The sequence below is a fragment of the Bacillus sp. MYb209 genome (genome assembly GCF_002975175.1).
GTDB lineage: Bacteria > Bacillota > Bacilli > Bacillales > Bacillaceae_G > Bacillus_A.
The window spans coordinates 534,974-561,311 of record NZ_PCNZ01000001.1; the positions used below are offsets into that span (position 1 = coordinate 534,974).

Below are 26,338 nucleotides of genomic sequence, written 5' to 3' on the forward strand. Positions count from 1 at the left end.
TTTTACACCTCTCCCATATAACGTTTTATACTCTCTACATCTTTATCACCGCGGCCGGATAAACAAATGACAAGCCCCTCGTCTTGCTTCATTTGCGGTGCTAATTTTAAAGCGCATGCGACAGCATGTGAGCTTTCTAATGCCGGGATAATCCCTTCTTTTTTCGTTAATAATTGAAACGCTTCTAACGCTTCATCATCTGTAATCGAATGGTAAGAAACGCGTCCAATATCTTTTAATAAACTATGTTCTGGTCCAACACCTGGATAATCTAGTCCAGCTGAAATAGAGTGTGCTTCTTGAATTTGCCCTTCTTCATTTTGGAGAAGGTACATCATCGATCCGTGTAAAACACCGACGCTTCCTTTCGTTAAAGTCGCTGCGTGCTTTTCTGTATGAACGCCTTTTCCAGCTGCTTCTACGCCGTAAAGGGCAACTTCTTCATCGTGTACGAACGGATAAAACATTCCCATTGCGTTACTACCACCACCGATACAAGCAACGACTGCTTCTGGTAATTTCTCCTCTAACGCTTCATATTGTTTTTTCGTTTCTTTTCCAATTACACTTTGGAAATCACGGACAATTTGCGGGAATGGATGTGGTCCGAGAACTGACCCCATAATGTAGTGCGTATCGTGTACATGTGAAACCCAGTAACGAAGTGCCTCGTTCACCGCATCTTTCAACGTGCCGCTACCTGCCGCAACGCTTTCTACTTTCGCTCCGAGTAATTCCATTCGGAACACGTTTAATTTTTGTCGTCTCACATCTTCTTCCCCCATGAAAATGACGCATTCTAAACCGAGAAGTGCACATACAGTAGCTGTTGCAACTCCGTGTTGTCCTGCTCCTGTTTCAGCGACAACTTTCTTCTTACCCATTCTTACCGCAAGAAGTGCCTGACCAATTGTATTGTTAATTTTATGAGCTCCCGTATGGTTCAAATCTTCACGTTTCAAATAGATTTTTGCACCGCCGCAATACTTCGTCATATTTTCAGCGAAATAAAGCGGTGTTTCTCTTCCAACATACGTTTGTAAATAATGATTTAATTCCTTTTGAAACGCTTCGTCTTGCATCGCTTCTTTATACGCTTCTTCTAACTCTAATACGGATTGCATTAACGTTTCTGGAACGTATCGTCCTCCGTATATACCGTAATGACCTTTTTCATCTGGATATGCGTAATTCATTTGGAACACTCCTTCACTTTTTTAATAAATTGTTTTATTTTCTCTAAATCTTTCTTTCCTTCTGTCTCTACTCCGCTACTCACATCGACCATATATGGCTGAACGGTTCGAATTGCTTCTTCTATATTAAGGATGTTTAATCCGCCAGCTAATATCGTTTTCTCTCGCAAATCGTTTGGCATATGCGCGAGTAACTCCCATGAAAATGTCTTACCGTTCCCACCATGAAACTTTTCTTTAGGGCTATCAAATAACATGTAATCTGTTTCGTATTTTTTCGCATGTTCAATATCTTTCTCTAAAGCTACTCCTACCGCTTTTATAGACGGAATATTCAATCTTCTAATATGGTGATTTTCCTCGTCCCCATGCAATTGCACATGTGTTAACCCGCACTCTTCTGCAATTTTCCGGATCACTTCTACTGATTCATTTACGAAAACACCAACTTTTAAAACGTGTGCTGGAATTTCCCCAATAATTTCTTTCGCTTGCCCTGGAGTGATTTTCCGTTTACTTTCTGCAAAAACGAAACCGATTGCATCCGCTCCGTATTCGCAAGCACGTTTCGCTGTTTCCATATCAGTAATACCGCAAATCTTTACTTTCATATTTTCACCTTGCATTCATCGAAAAAGCTACTAATAGAAGATGTTGTCATAAGTGCTTCTCCGACTAATACGCCTTTGGCACCAGCTCGTTTGACTCTGATGATATCTTCTTTTGAATGAATACCACTTTCACTAATCCAAAGTAGATTTTCCTCATTCAGTCGTTTTCCGAGCTTTTCAGTTTGGCTTAAATCTACTTCGAACGTTTTTAAATTACGGTTGTTAATACCGATAACGTGCGGATGTAATTCGATCGCAATTTCTAATTCCTGTTCATCATGAACTTCAACAATCGCTTCTAATCCCATTTCTAGTACGTAGTTATAAAGCTCTTTTAATTTCTCTTTTGACAATGCTGCAACGATTAATAAAATAAGATCTGCTCCTGCTTCATAAGCTCTATCAATTTGAATCTTATCGATTATAAAATCTTTGCATAAAAGCGGAATGTTACTTTCTGCTCTTGCCGTTTGTAAATCGTGAAACGATCCTTTAAAAAATTGACTGTCTGTTAAAACCGAAACTGCTCCAGCGCCGCATTCTTCATATGTTTTTACTTGTTTTGGTACATCAACGTGTAAATTAATATCGCCTTTTGATGGAGACGCTCGCTTTACTTCGGCGATTACAGTAAACTGCTCTAAAGCTTTCACAAGTGAGTTTGTTTTCCTTTTTTCTTTCACTGGTGAATATGTTTCATATAACTCCGCAACTTCTACTTTCTTCTGCTCTACAATTTTGTCTAAAATCGTCCCCACTTTAATTCACCCTTTCTAACTTTTCATGACTTGCTGTAATTAATAAGTTTAATTTTTCTAATGCTTTTCCAGAGTCAATGCTATGCGTTGCTAGTTTAATTCCTTCTTCAATCGTTTCCGCTTTTCCGTTTGCGAAAAGAGCAAGCCCTGCATTTAATAAGACGGTATCGCGGTAAACACTCTTTTCTCCATTCAATACTCCGAGCGTAATCTTTGCATTTTCTTTTGAATTCCCGCCTCTAATTTCTTCATTTTTCACTTTTGAGAAACCATACTTTTCCGGATCAATACTCATTTCTACTATTTCATTATCTTTTAAAACGACGACATGATTTTCTCCTTGTAATGACGCTTCATCTAAAAAGCCACTTCCATTTACGATAAGCGCTTGTTTCCTGCCTAGCTTTTGTAATACTTGTGCAACTGGTAATAACATATCTCGTTTATAAATACCGACAAATTGTGTTTCTAAATTAACTGGATTTGTTAAAGGGCCAATTAAGTTAAAGATCGTCGGAACATTTAATTCTTTTCTTATTTTCATAATGCGTCGCAGTGCTGGGTGCATCGCTGGTGCGAATAAGAAGGCAATCCCTACATTTTCTAATAAGTAGTCAATCTCACCTGGCGTACAACTAATGTTTACACCGAGTTCTTCTAATAAATCAGCACTTCCTGTTTTACTAGAAACAGCGCGATTTCCATGTTTCGCAACCTTTACACCAGCTCCGGCAAGTACAAATGCCGATGTTGTACTGATATTGAATGTTTGCGCACCGTCACCACCCGTTCCGCAATTGTCCATCGCGCCTTTTATATGATTTGAAAACGGTAATGCCTTTTCGCGAAGAGCACGAACGAGACCGTATATTTCTTCTGCTGTTTCGCCTTTCGCTTTCAGCAATACTAAGAAAGCTGCAACTTCACTTTCCAATATGTTGTCACTTAATAAAAGAAGTCCCGCTTCATACATTTCTTCTTCTGTTAAATGTTGTCCCTCTACTAATTTTCGAAGATAACTGTTCATACTCTTTCCTCCTCTTTCACTTCTGCTAAAAAGGCACGTATTAACTTTCCGCCTTCTTCTGTTGCAATTGATTCTGGGTGAAACTGTAATCCGAAGAGCGGATAATAGTTGTGACGAACTGCCATGATTTCTCCGTCATCCATCGCTGTCGCGAGTATGTCAAAACACTGCGGCAAACTATTTTGCGCTGCGACGAGGGAATGGTAACGCATCGCCGTTAGCGGCTGCGTAACGTACGAAAAGATTGACGTTCCGTTATGTTTCACACGTGATGTTTTTCCGTGTTTAATGCGCTCTGCTCTAACAATTTCTCCTCCAAATGCGGATATGATTGCTTGATGGCCAAGGCAAATTCCTAAGATGGGAACGTTCTTATGAAAGTGACGAATAACATCGATACAAATTCCAGCATCTTCTGGTTTCCCAGGTCCTGGTGATAGCACAATTCCTTTCGGCTTCATCTCCTCTAATTGTTCAATTGTTATTTGATCATTTCTTACGACAACAATTTCTTCCTCGTACTCGCCTAATAGTTGATACAAGTTATATGTGAATGAATCATAATTATCGATAAGTACAATCATTTCATAACCTCCAAAAGCGCTCTCGCTTTATTTAATGTTTCTTCATATTCAGCTACCGGGTCTGAATCGTAGACGATACCCGCTCCTGCCTGAACGTACGCTTTCTCATCTTTCACAACCATCGTTCGAATTGCTAGCGCCATATCAAGATTTCCTGAGAATGAAATATATCCAACTGCTCCGGCATATACATTTCTTTTTTCATACTCTAATGTATTAATAATTTCCATCGCTCTAATTTTCGGAGCACCTGATACTGTACCAGCTGGTAAACAATACGCTAATGCGTCAAATCCACTCATTTGCTTTCGCAATGTTCCGTAAACTTCAGATACAATGTGCATAACATGAGAGTATTTCTCTACTTTCATATATTTATCTATCGTAACAGAGCCAATTTCACTTACTCTGCCAATATCATTTCGTCCTAGGTCCACAAGCATCATATGCTCCGCCCGCTCTTTCTCATTTCCTAACAGTTCTTTTTCGATTTCCTCATCTTCCTGCTTCGCTTTCCCCCTCGGTCTCGTACCCGCAATCGGGTTCGTCATCACTTTATCCTCTCTTACTGATAACAAACTTTCCGGCGAAGAACCGAGTACAACATAATTTTCAAAATCGATATAAAACATATATGGCGACGGGTTTGCAATTCGAAGTTTCCGGTATAATGCAAATGGATCTCCTTTACATTCACTTTGCAAACGCTGAGATAATACAACTTGAAAAATATCTCCGGCCCGAATGTATTCTTTCGCTGTTTCTACCATTTCACAAAATTCTTTTTCAGTTACTGAAGAAGTGAATGATAAAGATGATATTACTTCACTCACCTTCTCTTCTTCTCCGTTTAGCACTTCCTCTTTGTATACTTGCAATCTTTCGTATACTTCTTCATAAGAAGCTGAATCATCTTCCCTGCATACATATACAAACGACAACTTTTGGCGTAAATGATCGTAAACGATGAACTCACGATATAGTAAAAGGTGTACTTCTGGAATATTTAATGGATCATGTAAGTCTACTCCTATATTTTCATACTGCCGAATTACATCGTAGCCGATGTATCCAATCGCTCCTCCGCAAAACGGAAATGGACTTTCTACTTGCGATGGTGCGAGTACTTCTTCTAATACATGTAATACATTTTTTTGAAACTTTTCAGTTTGACCATTTATCGTTCGTTCTACCGCTGTACCAACACTTTTCACTTCTCCATAAGGATTACACCCTAAGTAAGAATAGCGCCCTTTATCTTGATGAAGCTGCGAGCTTTCTAGTAAAAACTTTTTCTGCCCCTTCATACGTCTATATAAAGAAATTGGCGTAATGCTATCTCCTTCTTCTTCAGCGATTACTAAAAATGTTTTTCCTTGGTTTTTTTGCTTCATAAATTCTTCTTTCGTCATCATGCCTTTCACCTCACTCTGAAAAATAAAAAAAGTCCCCTACATATCGAAATATGTAGAGGACGATAAATTTACCGTGGTACCACCTCATGTTGGATGCAAAAGCATCCCGCTTTATTCAGGTACAAAATATATACCTTATCCTTGTAACGGCGGAACCCGGGTTGCCTACTGAAAACAATTGTTCAGCATACCTCTCGTAAGCCCATTCCGTATATGGCACCGTACCGGGCTCTCACCTCTCCCCAGCTCTCTGAAACGTCTCCAAATATACGTACTCTTCTTACTTAAACGATTTAGCTTATTTAATTTTTTATACACAAAAAGGGAGTACTCATCCTATAGAAAGGACGGGTACTCCCGTGGTGCCACCTTAATTCGTTACGATTGTAACGCACTTTGCCGTATCAAAAAATAATACGTGTCTCTTATATCGATGAGATCATGTCGCCAAAGCCTACTTCTTTCGTTTCGGTTTGGAAGCTCCGAAGCCCATTCCACATCAATTCCATACTGATTCGCACCAACCATCAGCTCTCTGACATGTTCATCATGTGTACTCTTCTTCATCAACGCTTGCATTTTTTTAAGTTGCACTCATTATATTCCTCGCGTTTCTAAAAAGTCAATGCTTTTTCCGAAAAAAAAATTTTTTCTTCATTCAATATTATATTGACAAAACAACCTATTTTTATGTAAATATAATAAATACTCTATTTAAATTAAGGTTTTTTGTCATAAAATTATATATTACAAAAGAAAAACATTGTCAAAAAACGCTTACATTTCAGAAAATTCGTATTTTAGAATGGATTTTTCTGAATAATCATGATAGATTATAAATATGCAAAATGCATCAAAAGACATTACAAAAGGAAGGGGAACTACATGAGTACGCAGATGTTAACTTTAACTTCTATCTCTATTTACATGCTCGGGATGTTAGTAATCGGCTATTTCGCCTACAAACGAACGTCCAACTTAACAGATTATATGCTTGGCGGGCGTACACTAGGCCCCGCAGTAACAGCATTAAGTGCTGGAGCATCCGATATGAGTGGTTGGCTTTTAATGGGATTACCCGGTGCAATGTTTAGCGTTGGATTAAGTAGTAGTTGGATTGCGCTCGGCCTAACACTAGGCGCATACGCAAACTGGCTTTATGTCGCTCCTCGCTTACGTACCTACTCAGAAATTGCAAACAACTCTATTACTATCCCAGAATTTTTGGAACACCGTTTCCACGACAAATCTCATATGCTACGCTTAGTATCCGGACTTGTTATTATGATTTTCTTTACTTTCTATGTAGCTTCAGGACTAGTTTCAGGTGCTGTATTATTTGAAAATTCATTTGGTATGAACTATCATGTTGGATTATTCATTGTCGCAGCAGTTGTCGTGGCTTACACATTATTTGGTGGTTTCTTAGCGGTAAGTTGGACAGACTTCGTGCAAGGAATCATTATGGTAATTGCTCTTATTCTTGTTCCTATCGTAACAATTATGAATTCGAACGGACTTGGACCTGCGTTTGACACAATTCGATCTGTAGATCCAACACGTTTAGATATTTTTAAAGGTGCCTCTACTTTAGGAATGATTTCTTTATTCGCATGGGGCCTTGGTTATGTTGGACAACCTCATATTATCGTACGCTTTATGGCAATTTCGTCTGTAAAAGAAATTAAAAGCGCGCGAAGAATTGGTATGAGCTGGATGATTTTCTCTGTTGTCGGAGCTATGTTTACTGGTCTTATCGGTATTGCTTACTATTCACAACAAGGGTTGACATTATCTAATCCAGAGACAATTTTCCTTGAACTTGGAAAAATTTTATTCCATCCACTTATTACTGGATTTTTATTAGCAGCGATTTTAGCAGCGATTATGAGTACAATCTCATCTCAGTTGCTCGTTACTTCTAGTGCTATAACAGAAGATTTATATCGTACATTCTTTAAACGTTCTGCTTCTGATAAAGAGCTTGTATTTGTCGGTCGTATGGCTGTACTTGTTATCGCCTTAGTCGGGTGCGCATTAGCGTTTAAACAAAATGATACGATTTTAGCTCTTGTGGGATATGCTTGGGCTGGATTTGGTTCTTCATTTGGACCTGCTATTTTATTAAGCTTATATTGGAAACGTATGACGAAATGGGGCGCACTTGCTGGTATGGTTTCAGGTGCCGCTACAGTAATTATTTGGACTCAATTCAAATTCTTAAAAGATTTCTTATATGAAATGATTCCTGGTTTCGCTATTAGTTTACTAGTGATCATAATTGTTAGTTTACTAACTAAACCTTCAAAAGAAGTTGAAGAGCAATTTGAGAATTTTGAAAAACAACATATTCATAATCTATAAAAAGAAAGCTCTGCTGTTATCGTAACAGCAGAGCTTTCTTTTTACCGCAGTTCGACAATATTCTTCTCGAATTTAACAATTTCTTTATGTTTCGTTAAATTTACTATAACATTCTTCCTTTATATTATTAGTATCGACACCTATACAGAAAGGGGACTCCACAATGTTAGCATCTTTACAGCAACAACATATAAGAAAATTTTCACCTATCACAAACACTTCTACTTCTCGTTTAAACATACAACCTAATCCACCCAAAGTTTCAATTGCTCCTTCTGTTATATCTGTAATTGGTATTCATATACAGAAAAATAAGCTTAAAATAAAAACCGGACAAAGTGCCGATTTATCAGCTTCTGTTTTGCCAATGCAGGCAACGAATCAAGAGCTTATATGGACAAATATGAATTCCGACGTCATCACCATCTATCCGAAAGGTGAGACAGTAACGATTACAGGAAAAAGTGCGGGAAGAGCAGTTGTTATTGTCACAACTGCTGAAGGAAAATTCCGCGACTTATGTGTCGTTCACGTACAACCTTATATGACAAACCCAAAGTGACATAAAGAGAGTGGATATGAATCCACTCTCTTACTTTATCCCGCTATTTGCCGGGCAGTAAGACTCCCACCTCAAAATTCGGCTGGAGCAAAGAAGTTAAGTGGGGGATGAACAAAACCCCCACTGATTAAAGTTTCACTTTATTTCAATCCCAGGATTTTTTCTTTTTAACAACAAAATAAATTCTTCTTTATTTCTTGGAGAAATAAGTTCTGTTTCATATGATCCGTAAACAATTTCTAATCGATCGAATGATAGTGCATGAGCTGCTATTGGATTTTTCGTATCTGAAATTCGCTTTATATCCCTTATAAGAATACGTTTTTTGACGAAACCAGATCTAATAGTAATCTCTTCTTCCCCTACAATATATTTTGTTGAAAACCAACTCCAAGAAAATAGTATTGCTAACGGAATTGTGAAAAACAGGAGGAAATATTCCTGCCCTGCAAAAATTGGAGCGAAACATGCGCCTAAAACAATGAAAAAGATTGGATATAACCATGCATCTTTTTTTGATGGAAATTCCATTACGCTCTCTCCTCTCTTGATTTAAGTCAATGAATTCCCCTCCTTCTCTTATTAAAATAAAAGTAATATTGAAATAGGAGGACGACATATGAATGAACGAAAGTTTGCCTTATTTACTGGTGCTTCTCTTCTTATTATGGCATTTGCTGCATTTTTTTCTTACGGTTTTGTTCACGGAAATCTCGTTGTACAAGGAGCTGCGAACGCGACACTCCATAATATTCAAACTTCAAGTTCACTTTTCAAAGCAGAAATTTTCGGATGGATTATCATTTTTATTACGGATATTATCGCCTCGTGGGCTCTTTATTTCTTTCTAAAGCCTATCCATGCTAGCCTCTCATTACTAGCTGCCTGTCTTCGTCTTATGTATACAGCTATACTTGGGATTGCTATATTCAATTTAATATTTGTATTACCTCTTTCAAAAAGTACAGTTGCTAATTCCGAAGCATATACAATGTTATTTCTAGAAGCTTTTGAATACATTTGGTCTGTAGGATTAATCATTTTCGGCTTACATCTTCTCACCTTAGGATACGTAACCTTTCAATCTAAAAACATACCGAAAACTATTAGTATATTACTGCTCATTGCTGCAATCGGCTATATCATCATTAACATAATGAATACAATATTTTCACAATATGATGCGATTATTTCCATTCTTAACGTTGTCTTTCAACTACCGATGATCGCAGGTGAACTAGGATTTAGTATATGGCTATTGCTTAGAGGTGGAAAAAACTCTACTGTTTGAGTCGTTTCTTAATTCTGCTTAATGATTCTGGCGTAATACCTAGATAACTTGCCAATTGATATTGAGGAACACGATGAATTAAATGAGGTCGTTTTTGTAATAATGATTTGTAGCGCTCTTCTGGTGTCGATGCAATAAATAATGTAAGTTCTTCTTGTACTTCACCAAAATTGTATTCAATCATTTTGCGCGTCATTTCTTCTAACTGTGAATATTTCTTATACACGTCCTTTTCACTATACAGATCGCCAACTACAACTAGACAATCTTCTAGGCACGTTAACGTATGTGGGGATGATTTATCTTGTTTATGATGATTGAAATTTGCGATTGCTTGTTCTTCTGTATAGAAATTTGATGTAACTTCTTTCCCAGCTTCATCTATACAATGTTGCCTCACGCATCCTTTTAATACAAAATAACATTTAGACGGAACATCTCCTTGCCTTAAGAGCACTGTTCCTTTTTTATATTCTTCAATCTGTAGTTCTTCTACGATCATGCGCTGCTGTTCTTCACTTAATGTCGTAAGATTTTTCATGTATTTCATTAAAATATCTTTCATTTGGTCTCTCCTTCCCTCTCTATCTTTGTATGAGAAACGTATGATTGAACTCCACTATATATTTATAGTGGAAATCCCCCCTATTTATCTGTTTTACTTTCTGCATGGAACAAAAAAAGAGAAGTTACCAATAACCTCTCTTCTCATATTTTACAATAAACTCGTTATACTTCCTGTGTATAAGCCGGCTCGTTCACCATATTTTTTGATGTTCGCTTTTGTTGCTGTAGTAAGAAAACAGATACACCAAACAATACGAGCATGCTACCGATAATTTGCATTGCGTTTAATTTTTCCCCAAGTAAGAAGAACGCTAGTATAGATGCCCCAACTGGTTCCCCTAAAATACTCATTGAAATTGTTGTTGCATTTACGTAATTTAATAACCAATTATTAATGACGTGTGACACTGTCGGTACAATCGCAAGTAAAAGAAAAATACTCCAATCCCACTTCGTATAGCCTGTAAATGGCACTTGAAGTATAACGTTATAAATCGCTATAAATATACCAGCGAAGGCAAATACAGTGAAACTATAAATCCAATGAGATACTTTCTTTACTGTCGTTTGTCCGATAAATAAATAACCGACAACTGCTATTACACTTAAAAAGGATAATATATCCCCATAAATTGCTTGCTCACTTAGCCCTAAATCTCCCCAGCCAATACACATTACGCCTAGTATCGCAATTCCCATCGTCGCAATTGCTGAATAGGTTGTTCTTTCTTTAAATAAGAAAAAACCTCCCACTAAAGATACGATCGGTTGAAGTGCTAAAATAATCGTCGAACTAGCAACTGTCGTATGCTTTAAGGATTCAAACCATAAAAGAAAATGAAGAGCTAAAAAGAAACCAGATCCAATTAAAAATCCCCAATCTTTTATTTGAATCCTACTAAACTCTTCCCGTTTTTTCCAAACGATCGGCAGCATAATAAGTACGATAATCCATAATCGGTACATACTTAAAATTGAAGATGGTGCTGAGGACATCTTTGCAAAAACAGCTGCGAATGAAATGGCTATAATGGAAATGGCTAATGGTAGTGCGATTGATCTTTCTTGTTTCAAATCCTGTCTCCCCTCTCACCTGTAAAAAATCCCACTTCATTATATCCGTTTTCTTTCATAACTTAAATACTAATTTTTTAGATTCTTCGTACCATTATGGTAAAATAGAAATTAAGGCACCTATTAGTGATTATTTCTTTCCTTTTCACTACAAGCGTCGCTCTTACAATCATTACAGTAAATTTTTATTTAGGGGGATATACATGAATCAACCAATAGGGAGAATTGAAGAAATTTCATTTTTTAGTACATCACTTCAAGAAGAACTTACACTTCTTGTTTATTTACCAGTAAATTACACATCTCTCCATAAACATACGGTTGTTATTGCACAAGATGGTAGAGATTATTTTCAGCTCGGTAAAGCGCACCGTGTAATTGAGCGTCTTCGTGAAACTGAAGAAATCGACCGCACAATTATTGTCGGTATTCCATATAAAAATGTACACGATCGTAAGGAAAAATATTTCCCGAGCGATGTAAAGAATGCTGCTTACATTCGTTTCCTTGCTCACGAGCTTGCTCCATATATTGATGCAAATTATCCAACGTATCAAATGGGTAAAGGACGCGTTTTAATTGGAGATTCTCTTGGCGGTACAGTTTCCTTCATGACCGCACTTATGTATCCGCATACATTCGGCAAGGTCGTTATGCAATCACCATTTGTTGATGAAACAGTCATGAACTTAGCAAAAGATTTCAAAGATCCGGGAGCGCTGGAAATTTATCACGTCATTGGGACCGAAGAAACAGCTGTCAAGCGTACAGACGGACAAGTATCTGATTTCGTAGAGCCAAATCGCGAGTTAAACAAACTACTTACAGATAGAAATTTCATCACGCATTATGAAGAGTTTGAAGGGAATCATACATGGAAATATTGGCAAGCAGATTTACCGAAAGCATTTTCTCATATTCTATCAATGAAATAATAGAGAGCGTTATTCAGAATAATTTGATATAATAGATAAAGAGATTTATTCTCAAAATCTAACTAGACTTGCAAAGGGAGGAATTGGAACATGAAATTAGGAATTGTAATTTTTCCATCAAAAATGATTCAAGATAAAGCGAACGGATTACGTAAACGTTACGATCCGCATTACGCATTAGTTCCGCCACATATTACATTGAAAACACCCTTTGAAACGCAAGATGAACAATTAGAATCGATTGTGAATGAGTTACATACAATCGCAAACAAAACGAACCCTTTCACCCTTCATGTTGGAAAAGTTGGTTCATTCGCACCTGTTAATAATGTTCTTTATTTTAAAGTAGAAAAAACACCTGAACTTACTTTCTTAAATGAAGAAATGCATAATGGTTTCTTTACACAAGAGCGCGAGTACTCTTTCGTACCTCATTTAACAATCGGTCAAGACTTATCAGATGCAGAGCACGCTGATGTATTAGGTCGATTACGTATGAAAGATTTCTATTATGAGCAACCAATCGAGCGTTTCCACCTTCTATACCAATTAGAAAATGGAACGTGGACTGTACATGAAACATTCCACCTTGGAAAGGGGAACAAATAATTTGCACGCACAAATCGTACAAACGGACGAACAACTAAGTGATGCATTCTCTGTACGTAAGCAAGTATTTGTAAATGAACAACAGGTTTCTGCAGAAGAAGAGTATGATGAGTTTGAAGAAATTTCAACACACGTTGTTATATATGATAATGATGTTCCAGTTGGTGCGGGCCGCTTCCGCATCGTTGATGGAATAGGAAAAATGGAGCGCATTTGCGTACTAGCTTCCCATCGTAAAAAAGGCATTGGTAAAATCATTATGGATGCACTTGAAGCGTATGCGAAAGAAGAGTCTCTACCGAAATTGAAACTCCATGCTCAAACACATGCTGAAGTTTTCTATAAAAAGCTAGGATACGTGACGGCTTCTGATGTGTTTATGGAAGCAAATATCCCGCACATCGTAATGATAAAAGAATTATAATTTTGTAGCAGGAGGTAGCCCCTCCTGTTTTTTACATTGCTATTTTCTTTTTCTTCCGCTAAAGTTAAATGTTGATGCTATAGTTTTGAAGGTGAATATATGACACAAGAAAAATTTTCACAAAAATCGTTAACACACGCTGGCATTCCGCAAGCGACGTATCATATTCCGAAAACATCTACCCATTTAATTATGGAAGAAGATGCAGATGCGACGTATTTCCGCGCTTTAGAACAGCAAGGTGTTTATTTAAATGAAAAACAGTTAGAAGCAGTGCAAACGACAGAAGGACCTGTCCTTACACTAGCTGGTGCTGGAAGTGGTAAAACATCTGTTTTAACAACTCGCGTTGGTTATTTAGTTAATGTAAAACATGTCCATCCGCGAAATATTTTGCTGCTGACGTTTACACAAAAAGCAGCTGAAGAAATTCGAAGCCGTGTAGCGAATTTACCTGGTATGAATCATGCCGCAAGTAGCTATGTCGTTGCTGGTACATTCCACTCTGTCTTTTTAAAATTGCTTCGTAGTCAAGGATATAATCAGCAAATTTTAGCAAATGAAAAACATAAACAAATTATGATAAAGAAAATTTTGAAAGAATTGCGCTTAAAAGACGATTATGATGCCGAAACAATACTCGCTATGATTTCACTTGAGAAAAACAAATTGAATCGTCCGAAAGATGTAAAAGCGAAAACGCCTGTTGAACAAGAGTTCAAAGAAGTATACGAGCGTTTCGAAGAGGTAAAACAACGATACAATTATATCGATTTTGACGACATATTATTAGAAATGTATTATATGTTAGAAAATAACGCTCCCCTGCTTACTCAATTACAAGAGCGTTTTCATTACATTGAAGTAGATGAGTTTCAAGATACGTCGTATGCACAATATGAAATTGTAAAATTGTTAGCCACGCCGAGAAATAATTTATTTATCGCAGGTGATGACGATCAAGCGATTTACGGCTGGCGAGGGGCAAGTCACCAAATTATTTTATCTTTTCCAAAGGAATTTGATAATACAACGATTATCGCACTTAATACGAATTATCGATCTAATCCATTTATCGTCGGACTTGGAAATGAAGTTATTAAGCTCAATCAAGAACGTTTTGATAAAGAGCTATATTCTGTTCGTGAAGAAGGTGTACAACCATTTTACGCAAGACCCGCTACGACTCTTGATGAAGCAAACCAAATTTTGCAACTCATTCAGGAAAAAGTAGATAGTGGTGAACGAAATTATAAAGATTTTTGTTTATTATATCGTACACATTCTGTAAGCCGTTCTTTACTCGATCAGCTTACAATTCATAAAATTCCATTTATAAAACATGGGGCGAGCCAATCGTTCTACGAGCATTCTTTAATTAAGCCCGTATTAGATCATTTACGACTCGTGCTGGAACCGTTCCGCCTCGAATCACTTTCAAATATATTGCCAACGATGTATATTGGCCGTGATGAGTGCATTTCATTTATTGAACGTGAACAATGGAAATATGGTGAGGGCCGTTTCCCTTCTCTTCTTCATTTCCTATTATTAAATCCAAGCTTGAAACCTTTTCAAGTTAAAAAAGTAAATGAGCGAATCGATTTTATTAAATTTATAAAAGAACTTGAACCGAAAAAAGCATTGAAAGAAATTATTCATGGTAAAGGAAAATATTTAGAGTACTTACAAAGTAACGATCGTTCTTCCTTTACGATGCATAAGGACATACAAGAAGAAATGTTAGAAGAATTAATGGAGTCTGCAACTCGTTTCACCGATATTCCAGCTTACTTACAATTTATTGACGAGGCGATTCAAGGCCAAAAAGAAATGGAAGCATTAAAAACAATGCCGCAAAAAGATGCCGTATCGCTTATGTCAATTCATAACGCAAAAGGCCTTGAGTTTCCATGCGTCTTTTTACTTGGAGCGAGCGATGGTATATTACCGCACACTTCTTCTTTAAAAGATGCAAATGACCGTGTCACAGATACTTCTGAAGCCTTAGAAGAAGAACGCCGACTACTTTATGTCGCAATTACACGCGCAAAAGAAGAACTTTACATTTCCTCTCCGCAATTTTTCAGAGGAAAAAAACTAGATATATCTCGTTTTTTATATACTACGCGAAAAGATTTACCTGAAAAGACATCCACGAAATAAGGATGTCTTTTTTCCATATCACGTTATGTATATCCCCTCTATATAAAGTGAAACTTTAATCAGTGGGGGTTTTGTTCATCCCCCACTGATTATTAGCCCTCACCAATCGGGCGTTTACGGGCAGCAGGGCTCCCCCCTAACTTCTTTGCTCCTGCCAAATTTTGAGGCGGGAGTCTTACTGCCCGTTAATGCGGGATAAATTCCCTGTTTTTATCATGAGAATTAACGTAATATCGACCATATCCCACTCATATTGTAATAGTGTATGTCAGAACTCACGATAAGGAGTGAACATAATGAGCTGCAATTGTAACGAAGATAATCATCACCATGATTTTGATTTCAACTGTGTATCTAATGTCGTTCGTTTTATACATGAACTACAAGAATGTGCAACCACAACATGCGGATCTGGGTGCGAAGTTCCATTTTTAGGAGCACATAATAGCGCAGTAGTTGCAAATACGCGTCCTTTTATTTTATACACAAAAGAAGGAGAACCTTTCAAAGCATTTGCACCATCAGAAAATTCTAAGCACTGTATGTCTTCGATTTTCCGCGTTGAGAGCATAGATGATGACGACTGCGCTGTGCTACGCGTATTAGTTGTTGTATTATGTGATGGCTCTCCTGTACCAGGTGATGATGATCCAATTTGTACGTTTTTAAATGTACCAAATGCGAAATTAAAATCAACCTCTTCTTGTCTTACTGTCGATTTAAATTGCTTCTGCGCTATTCAATGCTTACGCGATGTTTCTATATAAAACTACACAATGATTTAAGTATGGATTGGGTGGCAGAGAACTCTGCCACCCAATCCATGCTTAAAAGGTATTATTATGTATTTTTCATAAAATTGGGAACTTGTTCACTACATTAACTGAGAGTAGAAACAGATAAAAGAGTGAAAAACACATTCTCTTCTGATTGCGAATTTACTAAAATTGATTGCGAGGCGAAACCAGCTAGTACACTAACTGCCTTCGGTTTTGCTTTTAATGCTTTTGCGCCTCAATTCGCTTCATTATTCACACCATTACTATTACCTAGCACAAGTCCAAATCCAAACATTACGGTTCCAATAATAAACGATACGGTAAGTGTAGGAGATGGTATTAAAATTCAACTACCTGGTATTTATCAAATCAGTTATACATTATCAATAAGCCTTGATAATTCCAATGCAATTCCTGAAGCTGATCGTTTCTTCTTATCATTAGATACACCACACAATATTATTCCAGGCTCAGGTACTGCGGTTCGCTCTAACGTTATTGACACTGGTGAAGTAGATATCTCCAGCGGTGTTATCCTTATTAACTTAAACCCTGGCAACTTAATTCAAATTGTACCAGTCGAATTATTCGGTAGTGTAGATGTTCGTGCTGCAGCATTAACAGTTGTACAAATCGGTTAGTAAAAAGCGGTATTTCTTAACCGAAATACCGCTTTTTATTTTTATAATAAAAAACACTCACAGTAACATGAGTGTTTCATTCTTCATATTGTTTTAATATGTTCTTCTTTTTCCCACAGTTACATCCCTTTTTCTTCACAAATCCTTGTTGCTGTAACTGTTCTTGATATGCCTGTTGTTGTGCTTGTTGCTGTTGCTGTATATTATACCACTGCTGTAGGTCATATGAATTTTGACTTGGATTATTACTCACAGCAAACATCTCCTCTACTGTCAATTCTGTCTATTTACTATATGAACAACTCCTTATTTCCGTTCCCTCATCCTCTTAAACTCCGCTTTTACTAGCATCATGAAGATTTATCCCGATTGGTGAGGGCTAATAGTTAGTGTGGATGATCCCCAGTTTCATTTTATTATTCTCCCATAAAATATCCTGTAATTGTTTCAATGATCGCCGCTGCACCTGCAATGGCTAATAATGCTAGTACAGGCTCTGCAACAATAGGAATCCATTTATATAAAACTAATAAAAAAGCACTGACCCACACACCTGTACACCAATAGCAGCTTAATAATTCTCCAATCCACTTTCTTAATCCTTTCCCTTTCACCTTTGTAAAAGTCGATACACTTCCATCTGGTTCCGTAATCTCTAACTCATCAATAAACGGTCTTCGCAAAAAAGCTGTAATTTTATCATACACAATGAGACGAGTTAACCTAAAAGCAGCTAGCGCGAAAATAAGAAATAAAAGCCAGCTTGTAACTAACATAATTCCACCTTCCCTATCTTCTTTAGCCTATTAAAAAAAAAGGTCTTGAGACTGTGACCAAATCTCCCCTACTCCAATATCTTATTAATGTAAATACAAACAAGAAGATAAGGAGTGACATTAATGAGTTGTAACGAAAATAAACACCATGGCTCTTCTCACTGCGTAGTTGACGTCGTAAAATTCATCAATGAACTACAAGATTGTTCTACTACAACGTGTGGATCTGGTTGTGAAATTCCATTTTTAGGAGCACATAACACTGCATCAGTAGCGAATACACGTCCTTTTATTTTATACACAAAAGATGGAGAACCTTTTGAAGCATTTGCACCAGTAGCAGTAGGAGAAGCTAAGCACTGTACGTCTGCAGTTTTCCGTGTTGAGAGCGTAGATGACGGTAGCTGCGCTGTGCTACGCGTATTAGTTGTAGTATTAGGTAATGGCTCCCCTGTACCAGCTGATGATGATCCAATTTGTACGTTTTTAAATGTACCAAATGCAAAGTTAAAATCAACACCTACTTGTATTACTGTTGATTTAAGCTGTTTCTGTGCTATTCAGTGCTTAAGCGACGTTTCTATTTAATAAGTAAACTAAAAAACTATTGGGGGAGGGGTAGAGTCTTTCTACCACCTTTACATATTTATAAACCGGCCATATCAATCGATTTTATTTCTTTTATAGGTAACTTAATGTCTCTCATACTATTTGGTGGCATAATTGATACGACTCCATTTTGGTACGATATAATCGATCCTACATATGATATCGTTGCTGTTTTTATTCTGCATCTTACTTTCGGAATGTAATGAGGGCGGTTTAATAAGAAGTTAATTTTTTCTTCATTGCTCATATTCTTAAACGATTTATTGTGTGGGACTGTTCTCACCTGTGCTTGCTCTTCTTTCCCGTCTTGCTCCTCCTCTTCTATTTTTTCTTCTTCCACTTGATGTTCCCATTGCTCTTGTCGTTCTTGCTCTATCACCTCTTCCACCGCACTACTGACAATACTTTGATCTCTATCGCTTTGCTCACGCCTACCATCATTTTTAAAGTTTGTAAGGAGAATTCTTTTTATTTTCGGTGTATCGAGTTCTAAATTTACTTGTGCAATATATAACAACGGTTTTCCAACTGTTGAACTTTTATTTTTATTCTTCACACTCGTCCCTCCCACTTCCATACATAACTGGATAAATCGTGTACTATTATAGTTATATTCATAACAATGCAAGAACTTTCGTTAAAAATCGTTCTTTCCTAGAACAATTAAAAAGGACAGTCTCAATATTTAGAGACTGTCCTTTTTAAAAAACTATAATCAATATTATATTTATCCTAGAATATGATATCCTGAATCAACATGAATGTTTTCACCTGTTACTCCGCGTGCTAAATCACTGAATAAGAATACTGCTGTATCTCCAACTTCTTCTGGAGTTGTTGTGCGACGAAGTGGTGCGCGCTCCTCAATTTCTTTTAAGATTGAGTTAAAGTCACCTACACCTTTCGCAGATAACGTACGAATTGGTCCTGCAGAAATAGCGTTGACGCGAATGCCGTGTTGTCCTAAATCGTTTGCTAAATATTTTACACTAGCTTCTAATGAAGCTTTCGCAACACCCATAACGTTATAGTTTTTCACAACGCGTTCGCCGCCAAGGTATGTTAACGTTAAAATATTTCCGCCTTCTGTCATCACTTTCTTCGCTTCTCTTGCTACAGCTGTTAAAGAGAATGCACTAATATTTTGTGCAAGTAAAAATCCATCGCGAGAAGTATCTACAAATTCGCCTTTTAAATCGTCACGATTTGCAAAAGCAATACAATGTGCTACACCGTGAATTGTACCAACTTCTTGCTTAATCGTTTCAAAGCAAGCTGTAAGTTCTTCATCATTCGTTACATCACAAGGTAATACAAGTGATTCTTGTCCTTCTAATGTGTCCGCTAATTCACGAACGTTTCTTTCTAAACGTTCTCCTGCATATGTGAATATTAATTTTGCACCTGCATTATGCAAAGAGCGAGCAATTCCCCATGCAATACTTCTTTGGTTCGCAACGCCCATAACAACAAATGTTTTCCCTTGTAATAGTTCCATGATATATCCTCCCAGAAATACTTATACTTGTTATTAGTACCTGATACTATAATAATAGTACCATAAAACCTCTTAAAGGCAAACAAAAAAGTCATTAACTTAAATTTGTTAATAACTTTTTGTTTCTATAAAAAACCGTTCTAATCCTTCTTCCCAAGAAGGCATTTGTGAAAAACCACTTAATCGTAGCATGTTATGTTGAAAGATAGAATATTTCGGTCTCGCTGCCGCCGATCCGAATTCTTCGGTTGAAACAGGTAATACATTCACTTTCATATTTGCATACGAAAATATTTTTTTTGCAAATTCAAACCAAGAACATGAGCCTCTATTTGATACATGATACGTACCGTATAAAGAAGTATGAATGAGCTTATTAATAATCATATTTAAATCCGCCACATACGTAGGAGAGCCGATTTGATCCGCTACAACAGATACTTCTTCTCTTTCTTTTCCTAATCGCATCATCGTTTTCACAAAATTATTTCCATATTTACCATATAGCCAAGATGTACGAACGATAAAATATTTATTATGTAACTCTTTTACAAACTGTTCTCCTGCAAGCTTAGAATATCCGTATATATTTATCGGTGCTGGATTATGAAATTCATGATATCCGTTCGGCCTATTACCTGGAAATACATAATCGGTACTGATGTAAACTAATTTAGCCCCTACTAATTGTGAAGCAACTGCTACATTTCGAGCTCCAATCGCATTTATTAAGTACGCAAGATTCTGTTCTTTCTCAGCAGCATCTACCTTCGTATACGCTGCGCAATGAATAATTGTATGCGGCCTTATTTCTTGTACGACTTGCTCAATTTGAGATATATTTGTTACATCAAGTGACTTCTTATCAAATGGATACATGTCATATTCCTCAGAATTCAACTCTTCTTGTAGTTGCTTCCCTAATTGACCGTTAGCTCCCGTTATGATAATCCGTTCTTTCATCTACATGCCCCTTACCTTTCTTTTAGTGGTTTCCACCATTCCGTATTGTTTTCATACCATTCCACTGTTTCTTTTAATCCTTGCTCGAATGTATATTTCGGTTCCCAATCAAACTCATTCTTCATTTTTTGTGCCTCAATCGCATAACGACGATCGTGACCTAAACGATTTGTTACAAATTCAATATCTTTTTTTGTTTTTCCTAAAAGTTCTATAATTTGTTCCACAACATCTACATTTGTCTTTTCATTATTTCCACCAATATTATATACCTCTCCTACACGTCCCTTATGCAAGACGGTGTCAATTGCACTACAATGATCCATTACATGCAGCCAATCTCTTACATTTAATCCATCACCATATAAAGGTAGTTTCTTTCCTTCAAGTGCATTCGTAACCATTAACGGTATTAACTTCTCAGGATATTGATACGGTCCATAATTATTAGAACAACGCGTCACAATAACTGGTAATTGGTATGTTTTATAATAAGATAAGGCTATCATATCCGCGCTCGCCTTACTGGAAGAATATGGACTATTTGGCGCTAATGGGGTTTCCTCTGTAAATTTCCCCGTTTTCCCTAAAGAACCGTATACTTCATCTGTTGATACTTGCACGAGTTTAATATGCGGATATTTTTTCACTAGCTCCAATAACGTAACTGTACCTATTACATTCGTATCATAAAAAGGGATTGGGTTTTCAATACTACGATCCACATGTGATTCAGCCGCGAAATTTACAATTACTTGCGCATCACATTCATGAATAACATGCTCTAGCATCTCTCCATTTTGAATTTCCCCTTTTACGAATGAGTAGTTAGGATTATCTTGAATAGACTTTACATTATTTAAATTCCCGCTATATGTTAATGCATCATAATTAATAATTTTATATGTTTCATATTTTTTTAACATATAATGTATGAAATTACTTCCAATAAATCCCGCTCCACCTGTTACTAATATATTCATAAACAACTCTCCTACTTAAAAACTATCTTCATATTCCTGGAGTAACGGTAATATTCGATCCTTATCGGACAAGATAGGATTTGTTACCGGCCATGGAATTGCTAATTCTTTATCTTCCCAAAGCAAACCTGAATCGTGATCAGCACTATAATACTCATCTACTTTATACATAACAATTGTATGAGGTACAAGCGTACAAAAACCATGAGCAAATCCTTTTGGCACTAATAATTGCCTATGATTATCCGCACTTAAAATATACCCTCTCCACCATTTAAAAGTTGGTGATTCTTTTCGCAAATCAACGATAACATCATATATTGCACCTTGCATAACTTGAATAAGCTTCGTTTGTGCTTTCGGATCTTTTTGAAAGTGTAACCCACGAATCGTTCCCGACCTAGCTGAATAAGATACATTATCCTGTACAAATGAATACGTAATCTCTAACGTTTCTAGTGTTTTCTTATTATAACTTTCTGTAAAAAAACCTCGCTCGTCTTCAAATAACCTCGGTTCTAACAATTTCGCATCGGTAAAATTTGTTTCTACAACTTTCATATTTTCACCTGTTTTCCATTAAACTGTTTCCCAAAGTTTATATCTCGCGCTAACGTATTCGCTCTTTGAAGAGATGCATAAGTTCCCGCATCAGTCCACCAACCGCTCATTTCATTATAAGTAAGTACCCCTCGTTTTAAATACCAATTATTTATATCTGTAATTTCAAGTTCCCCTCTTGCGGAAGGTTTTAATTCTTTTATATAAGAAAAGACTTTCGAATCATACAAATAAATTCCCGTCACAGCATAAGAACTTTTCGGCTCCTTCGGCTTTTCTTCAATTTCAATTATTTTCCGCCCTTGAATATGCGCTACGCCAAATCGTTCGGGATCTTCTACAGATTGAAGCAGCACTTTCGCACCTTCTTTTTGACTTGTAAACTCTTCAACATATGGACGAATATCATCTGAAAAGATATTATCTCCTAATATAACTACCATACGATCATTCCCAATGAAATCTTCACAAAGCCCTAACGCCTGTGCAATCCCGCCCGCCTTATCTTGCACACGATACGTAAAGGACACGCCAAATTCTTGACCACTTCCTAGAAAGCTAACAACACCTCCCATATGCTCTTTACCTGTAATAATCATAATATCTGTAATTTCACATTGCTTCAGCTTATATACCGCATGATAAATCATCGGATATCGCCCAACGGGAAGTAAATGTTTATTCGTTACTTTCGTTATTGGATATAGTCTCGACCCTGTCCCGCCTGCTAAAATAATCCCTTTCATCCTTCATCTCTCCCTTATGATGGAGATAGTATATCTTTATAATGTTCTACGAAAACTTTCCGGTACTTCTCATATGTATCCGCATCAAACTCATCTCCGTTGTAATGAATACACCATAGATTTGCTTGATTAGGGATACCAATTAAATATCCAGCCTTTTGAAATTCTAAAGACTGTGACACATCATAAAAGTGGAACCCTTGAAACAAATCCTCTCGCCACGGAATATCATGCTGCGTTGCTTTTGAAAAAGAAAAATTTCTAGCCGCTGCAAAATCATCAATCCATGAAAATTCGTATATATTAGAAGCATATTTCTCCACAATCTCTTTCGTTCGATCCATAGAACCCGTATCAACTATAATAATTTCATCAACTATGTTTTTTACTGATTCTAAGCATCGAGCTATTGTATTTTCTTCATCACGAACAATCATACATAAGCTAATTGTAATTTCATGCTTGTTCAATATAATCACCCGCTCCCCACTCAATCATATGTTATATACACAAAAAACTTCCCCTTTTTTTATATTATTCAATATATTCGAGATTTCTTTTCAATCCTTCTAATGTCGATGGTATTTTCTCACTAATTCCCACCTACTATATAATGAGAGATTTATGGAGGTGACTTTATGTCCAATCATACTTATTCAGATGGTTTAAATCCGGATGAATCTTTATCCGCCAGTGCATTTGATCCTAATCTCATAGGACCTACATTACCGCCAATTCCACCATTTACTTTTCCTACTGGACCGACCGGTATCACTGGGAACTCCGGGCCGACTGGCACTACCGGCGTCACTGGACTAACTGGCGATACTGAGACTACTGGCGATACTGGCACTACTGGCACTACTGGCGCCACTGGCACTACCGGGGCCACTGGCACTACCGGACCGACTGGAGCTACCGGCGCCACTGGCACTACCGGACCGACTGGAGCTACCGGGACCACTGGCGATACTGGTACTACTGGGGCTACTGGACCGACTGGAGCTACCGGCGCCACTGGGGCTACCGGAACTACTGGGGCTACTGGACCAACTGGACCGTCTGGGGCAGGACTTCCAGCAGGCTTGTACGCATTTAACTCTGATTCGGCTGGTGTCACTTTGTCGGGTACCGGACCTGTACCGTTTAATACATTGGGATCACAATTCGGCACAGCAATTTCTCCATTTTCAGGTGGTGATACTTTCAACATAAACGAAACTGGATTCTATAAAATTACCGTTATCGTATATACTACATTGGCAAGTGCATTAGGTAACATTGAAATTCAAGTTAATGGCTCACCTATACCAGGCGCCAATACAACTTTAGTTATAGCTGGAGTACCTATCGTTATCCAAGCGATTACACAAATTACATCAACTCCATCATTAGTTGAAGCATTTGTTACAAACATCACTGGATTATCACTAACTGCTGGTACGAGTGCATCAATTACTATTGAAAAAATCGCTTAATTTTTACTTAGCAGTAAAACTTATATAAGTTTTACTGCTTTTTCTATTATGTATTCAATCGTTATTTCTTCTCTTTCTACATTAGCCATAATGTCGTATACCTTTTTATAGGAGGCTCACATATAGAAAACAAATCTGTAGTTCAACCTTTCCACGGATTGCTAAAAAGAACAGCTTTGTTTGAAATATGAGTAGCGTATGGGCCATATCTCCCTACCTCATTACATATATCTATAGAACTTCCGCCTCGGTTGCACATTCAATTGAAGATCCTCCAGTACCATTTCTAAGTATTTTAAAGAATTCTTTACATACCGTCACATTTCAAATATCATTCCTGATGCACATGTACGTCTTTCTCATTATTTGGATATAATTATAAAAAGAGCTAAATCATTAGCCTATTCTACGAAAATAAAAGTATATAATCGATATGTGAATCCACGTTATCGATCATGCATTCATTTTAAACTCTGCGATACAGCAACTAAGATCCACTAATATAAAGAGCATTAGAAAGGAATACATACAGTGAAAGACTCAAATCCTCAATATCAAATAGACTACATATTAATATTTATTTTATTTGCCATTGGGACTGTTAGTTGCTTCGCTATTGCAAGTGCACAACCTTCTTTACCACCATTTTTACAAAACGTAAATTTTGTCCTAAAGCAAATCCAGTGGTACGTTATTGGATTTATCGCCATTGGTGTTATTATGATTATCGATTTTGATCGCTATAAAAAAATTGCTTGGTATTTGTATGGCTTTGCAATGATACTTCTTATTGGCCTAGAGCTTCAAGTTCCTGGCGCCGTTACAATTAAAGGGGCTACCGCGTGGTACAGACTTCCAGGCATCGGAAATTTTCAGCCTTCTGAAATTATGAAATTATTTTTGATTATCGTCGTTGGACGAATTATAGCGAATCACAATGAAAAATACCCTTTTCGAACAACTCGTGAAGATTTCATTTTACTTTTAAAAATATTTGTGGCTAGCTTACCACCACTACTTCTAATTGCAAAAGAACCTGATTTAGGAAACACAATGGTAATTTCCGCAATGCTCGCAGCAATGATTTTAGTTTCTGGTATACGTTGGCGCTTTATTTTCGGATTAACCACTACCATTTTCGCCATGAGCTCTGCCTTAACATATATTTATTTCACTCATACAGAGTTCTTTAAAGGTCATATTCTAAAAGAATATCAATTAAACCGCTTCTACGGCTGGCTAGCACCTTACAAATATGACGCTCAAGGATATCAATTAAGACAAGCATTCTTAGCTGCTGGATCAGGAGAAATGCAAGGAAAAGGGTGGGAAAATGGACAAGTATATTTCCCAGAGCCGCATACAGATTTTATTTTCACAAATGTCGCTGAACAATTCGGCTTTTTAGGAGCCAGTATCATTATTTCACTTTTTTTCTTACTCATATACCGAATGATTCATATCGCTTTAGAAAGCAATGAACCTTTCGGTAGTTACATTTGTGCTGGTACAATCGGAATGTTCACGTTCCAAGTATTCCAAAATATCGGGATGACAATTGGTTTACTCCCTATTACAGGAATAACATTACCTCTTATGAGCTATGGTGGGAGTTCACTGCTCACATACATGGTTGCTATTGGATTTATTTTGAACGTATGCTCAAGAACTAAAGTCTTTATGTTTAAATGAACCATATCGAAAAACGGTATGGTTTTTTT

At 37.1% G+C, this 26,338-nt stretch carries 30 protein-coding genes and 2 other annotated features; of the genes, 12 read left to right on the forward strand and 18 right to left on the reverse strand.

Annotated features, from left to right (window positions below):
- Positions 1-2 precede the first annotated feature (2 nt).
- From trpB to trpE, 6 genes are read right to left on the reverse strand one after another with little or no spacing between them, the layout of a single operon-like run.
- Complete coding sequence (gene trpB, locus CQZ94_RS02970) at positions 3-1,196, reverse strand: tryptophan synthase subunit beta (RefSeq protein ID WP_105584218.1); 1,194 nt, start codon at positions 1,194-1,196, stop codon at positions 3-5.
- Positions 1,193-1,807, reverse strand: a complete 615-nt coding sequence (locus CQZ94_RS02975) for a phosphoribosylanthranilate isomerase (RefSeq protein ID WP_105584219.1) — start codon at positions 1,805-1,807, stop codon at positions 1,193-1,195. The genes trpB and CQZ94_RS02975 overlap by 4 nt, the downstream gene beginning before the upstream one ends.
- Positions 1,804-2,565, reverse strand: coding sequence for an indole-3-glycerol phosphate synthase TrpC (gene trpC / locus CQZ94_RS02980; protein ID WP_105584220.1), 762 nt, complete (start codon positions 2,563-2,565; stop codon positions 1,804-1,806). The genes CQZ94_RS02975 and trpC overlap by 4 nt, the downstream gene beginning before the upstream one ends.
- Position 2,566: 1 nt before the next feature.
- Complete coding sequence (gene trpD / locus CQZ94_RS02985; protein WP_105584221.1) at positions 2,567-3,592, reverse strand: anthranilate phosphoribosyltransferase; 1,026 nt, start codon at positions 3,590-3,592, stop codon at positions 2,567-2,569.
- Positions 3,589-4,176: an anthranilate synthase component II gene (locus CQZ94_RS02990; RefSeq protein WP_105584222.1), complete on the reverse strand. Its 588-nt coding sequence runs from the start codon at positions 4,174-4,176 to the stop codon at positions 3,589-3,591. The genes trpD and CQZ94_RS02990 overlap by 4 nt, the downstream gene beginning before the upstream one ends.
- Complete coding sequence (trpE, locus tag CQZ94_RS02995; RefSeq protein ID WP_142395733.1) at positions 4,173-5,591, reverse strand: anthranilate synthase component I; 1,419 nt, start codon at positions 5,589-5,591, stop codon at positions 4,173-4,175. The genes CQZ94_RS02990 and trpE overlap by 4 nt, the downstream gene beginning before the upstream one ends.
- Before the next feature lie 52 nt (positions 5,592-5,643).
- Positions 5,644-5,889, reverse strand: a binding site (T-box leader).
- A gap of 42 nt (positions 5,890-5,931) precedes the next feature.
- Positions 5,932-6,170 (reverse strand) — a binding site (T-box leader).
- A gap of 306 nt (positions 6,171-6,476) precedes the next feature.
- Between trpE and putP the strand changes: the two genes are divergently transcribed.
- Entirely contained in the window at positions 6,477-7,955 is a 1,479-nt protein-coding gene (gene putP, locus CQZ94_RS03005) for a sodium/proline symporter PutP (RefSeq protein WP_105584225.1), read from the forward strand.
- Between the two features lie 163 nt (positions 7,956-8,118).
- Positions 8,119-8,517 carry an Ig-like domain-containing protein gene (locus CQZ94_RS03010; RefSeq protein ID WP_105584226.1) on the forward strand — a complete coding sequence of 133 codons (399 nt, stop codon included), beginning with the start codon at positions 8,119-8,121 and terminating at the stop codon, positions 8,515-8,517.
- A 135-nt stretch (positions 8,518-8,652) separates the two neighbouring features.
- Here the strand turns inward: CQZ94_RS03010 and CQZ94_RS03015 are convergent, their stop codons facing one another.
- A complete protein-coding gene (locus CQZ94_RS03015; RefSeq protein WP_105584227.1) occupies positions 8,653-9,048 on the reverse strand; it encodes a PH domain-containing protein in 396 nt (131 codons plus the stop codon).
- An 88-nt stretch (positions 9,049-9,136) separates the two neighbouring features.
- On the opposite strand from CQZ94_RS03015, the gene CQZ94_RS03020 reads away from it, so the two are divergent.
- The gene (locus tag CQZ94_RS03020) at positions 9,137-9,808 is read left to right on the forward strand and encodes a DUF4386 domain-containing protein (RefSeq protein ID WP_105584228.1); all 672 of its coding nucleotides are present in this window, start codon (positions 9,137-9,139) and stop codon (positions 9,806-9,808) included.
- Here CQZ94_RS03020 and CQZ94_RS03025 read toward each other — a convergent pair.
- Both CQZ94_RS03025 and CQZ94_RS03030 read right to left on the reverse strand, forming a co-directional pair.
- Positions 9,798-10,373, reverse strand: a complete 576-nt coding sequence (locus CQZ94_RS03025; RefSeq protein ID WP_105584229.1) for a Crp/Fnr family transcriptional regulator — start codon at positions 10,371-10,373, stop codon at positions 9,798-9,800. The two genes, CQZ94_RS03020 and CQZ94_RS03025, sit on opposite strands and share 11 nt — an antisense overlap.
- A gap of 164 nt (positions 10,374-10,537) precedes the next feature.
- On the reverse strand, positions 10,538-11,449 hold the full coding sequence (locus CQZ94_RS03030) for a DMT family transporter (RefSeq protein ID WP_105584230.1): 912 nt from the start codon (positions 11,447-11,449) through the stop codon (positions 10,538-10,540).
- Between the two features lie 203 nt (positions 11,450-11,652).
- Here CQZ94_RS03030 and CQZ94_RS03035 point away from each other — a divergent pair, with 203 nt between their 5' ends.
- The 6 genes from CQZ94_RS03035 to exsF all read left to right on the forward strand — a co-directional run bounded on the left by CQZ94_RS03035 (position 11,653) and on the right by exsF (position 17,003).
- Positions 11,653-12,384 carry an alpha/beta hydrolase gene (locus tag CQZ94_RS03035; RefSeq protein WP_105584231.1) on the forward strand — a complete coding sequence of 244 codons (732 nt, stop codon included), beginning with the start codon at positions 11,653-11,655 and terminating at the stop codon, positions 12,382-12,384.
- Positions 12,385-12,474: 90 nt separating this feature from the next.
- Complete coding sequence (locus tag CQZ94_RS03040; RefSeq protein ID WP_105584232.1) at positions 12,475-12,993, forward strand: YjcG family protein; 519 nt, start codon at positions 12,475-12,477, stop codon at positions 12,991-12,993.
- Position 12,994: 1 nt separating this feature from the next.
- Positions 12,995-13,417 carry a GNAT family N-acetyltransferase gene (locus tag CQZ94_RS03045; protein ID WP_105584233.1) on the forward strand — a complete coding sequence of 141 codons (423 nt, stop codon included), beginning with the start codon at positions 12,995-12,997 and terminating at the stop codon, positions 13,415-13,417.
- A 99-nt stretch (positions 13,418-13,516) separates the two neighbouring features.
- Entirely contained in the window at positions 13,517-15,583 is a 2,067-nt protein-coding gene (locus CQZ94_RS03050) for an ATP-dependent helicase (protein ID WP_105584234.1), read from the forward strand.
- Positions 15,584-15,879: 296 nt separating this feature from the next.
- Positions 15,880-16,350 carry a CotY/CotZ family spore coat protein gene (locus CQZ94_RS03055; protein ID WP_105584235.1) on the forward strand — a complete coding sequence of 157 codons (471 nt, stop codon included), beginning with the start codon at positions 15,880-15,882 and terminating at the stop codon, positions 16,348-16,350.
- Between the two features lie 140 nt (positions 16,351-16,490).
- The gene (exsF, locus tag CQZ94_RS03060; RefSeq protein ID WP_105584236.1) at positions 16,491-17,003 is read left to right on the forward strand and encodes an exosporium protein ExsF; all 513 of its coding nucleotides are present in this window, start codon (positions 16,491-16,493) and stop codon (positions 17,001-17,003) included.
- A 76-nt stretch (positions 17,004-17,079) separates the two neighbouring features.
- Here exsF and CQZ94_RS03065 read toward each other — a convergent pair whose 3' ends face one another.
- Positions 17,080-17,265, reverse strand: coding sequence for a cytochrome C oxidase subunit III (locus CQZ94_RS03065; RefSeq protein ID WP_105584317.1), 186 nt, complete (start codon positions 17,263-17,265; stop codon positions 17,080-17,082).
- Positions 17,266-17,419: 154 nt separating this feature from the next.
- Entirely contained in the window at positions 17,420-17,779 is a 360-nt protein-coding gene (locus CQZ94_RS03070) for a DUF1360 domain-containing protein (RefSeq protein ID WP_105584237.1), read from the reverse strand.
- Positions 17,780-17,902: 123 nt separating this feature from the next.
- Here CQZ94_RS03070 and CQZ94_RS03075 point away from each other — a divergent pair, with 123 nt between their 5' ends.
- Positions 17,903-18,367, forward strand: a complete 465-nt coding sequence (locus tag CQZ94_RS03075) for a CotY/CotZ family spore coat protein (RefSeq protein ID WP_105584238.1) — start codon at positions 17,903-17,905, stop codon at positions 18,365-18,367.
- 58 nt (positions 18,368-18,425) lie between these two features.
- Here the strand turns inward: CQZ94_RS03075 and CQZ94_RS03080 are convergent, their stop codons facing one another.
- From CQZ94_RS03080 to CQZ94_RS32325, 7 genes are all read right to left on the reverse strand, one after another.
- Positions 18,426-18,965 (reverse strand): spore coat CotO family protein, encoded by a 540-nt coding sequence (locus tag CQZ94_RS03080; RefSeq protein ID WP_105584318.1) that lies wholly within the window; start codon positions 18,963-18,965, stop codon positions 18,426-18,428.
- A gap of 150 nt (positions 18,966-19,115) precedes the next feature.
- Positions 19,116-19,886, reverse strand: coding sequence for an enoyl-ACP reductase FabI (gene fabI, locus CQZ94_RS03085; protein ID WP_000421884.1), 771 nt, complete (start codon positions 19,884-19,886; stop codon positions 19,116-19,118).
- 108 nt (positions 19,887-19,994) lie between these two features.
- Positions 19,995-20,849, reverse strand: a complete 855-nt coding sequence (gene rfbD / locus CQZ94_RS03090) for a dTDP-4-dehydrorhamnose reductase (protein WP_105584239.1) — start codon at positions 20,847-20,849, stop codon at positions 19,995-19,997.
- A gap of 11 nt (positions 20,850-20,860) precedes the next feature.
- Positions 20,861-21,832: a dTDP-glucose 4,6-dehydratase gene (rfbB, locus tag CQZ94_RS03095; RefSeq protein ID WP_105584240.1), complete on the reverse strand. Its 972-nt coding sequence runs from the start codon at positions 21,830-21,832 to the stop codon at positions 20,861-20,863.
- A gap of 15 nt (positions 21,833-21,847) precedes the next feature.
- On the reverse strand, positions 21,848-22,393 hold the full coding sequence (gene rfbC / locus CQZ94_RS03100) for a dTDP-4-dehydrorhamnose 3,5-epimerase (RefSeq protein WP_105584241.1): 546 nt from the start codon (positions 22,391-22,393) through the stop codon (positions 21,848-21,850).
- A complete protein-coding gene (locus tag CQZ94_RS03105) occupies positions 22,390-23,139 on the reverse strand; it encodes a sugar phosphate nucleotidyltransferase (protein WP_105584242.1) in 750 nt (249 codons plus the stop codon). The genes rfbC and CQZ94_RS03105 overlap by 4 nt, the downstream gene beginning before the upstream one ends.
- Positions 23,140-23,153: 14 nt before the next feature.
- Positions 23,154-23,612, reverse strand: coding sequence for a glycosyltransferase (locus tag CQZ94_RS32325; protein WP_374954544.1), 459 nt, complete (start codon positions 23,610-23,612; stop codon positions 23,154-23,156).
- Between the two features lie 165 nt (positions 23,613-23,777).
- Between CQZ94_RS32325 and CQZ94_RS03115 the strand changes: the two genes are divergently transcribed.
- Complete coding sequence (locus CQZ94_RS03115; protein WP_105584243.1) at positions 23,778-24,617, forward strand: BclA C-terminal domain-containing protein; 840 nt, start codon at positions 23,778-23,780, stop codon at positions 24,615-24,617.
- 531 nt (positions 24,618-25,148) lie between these two features.
- On the forward strand, positions 25,149-26,309 hold the full coding sequence (locus tag CQZ94_RS03120) for an FtsW/RodA/SpoVE family cell cycle protein (protein ID WP_105584244.1): 1,161 nt from the start codon (positions 25,149-25,151) through the stop codon (positions 26,307-26,309).
- Positions 26,310-26,338: the final 29 nt, after the last annotated feature.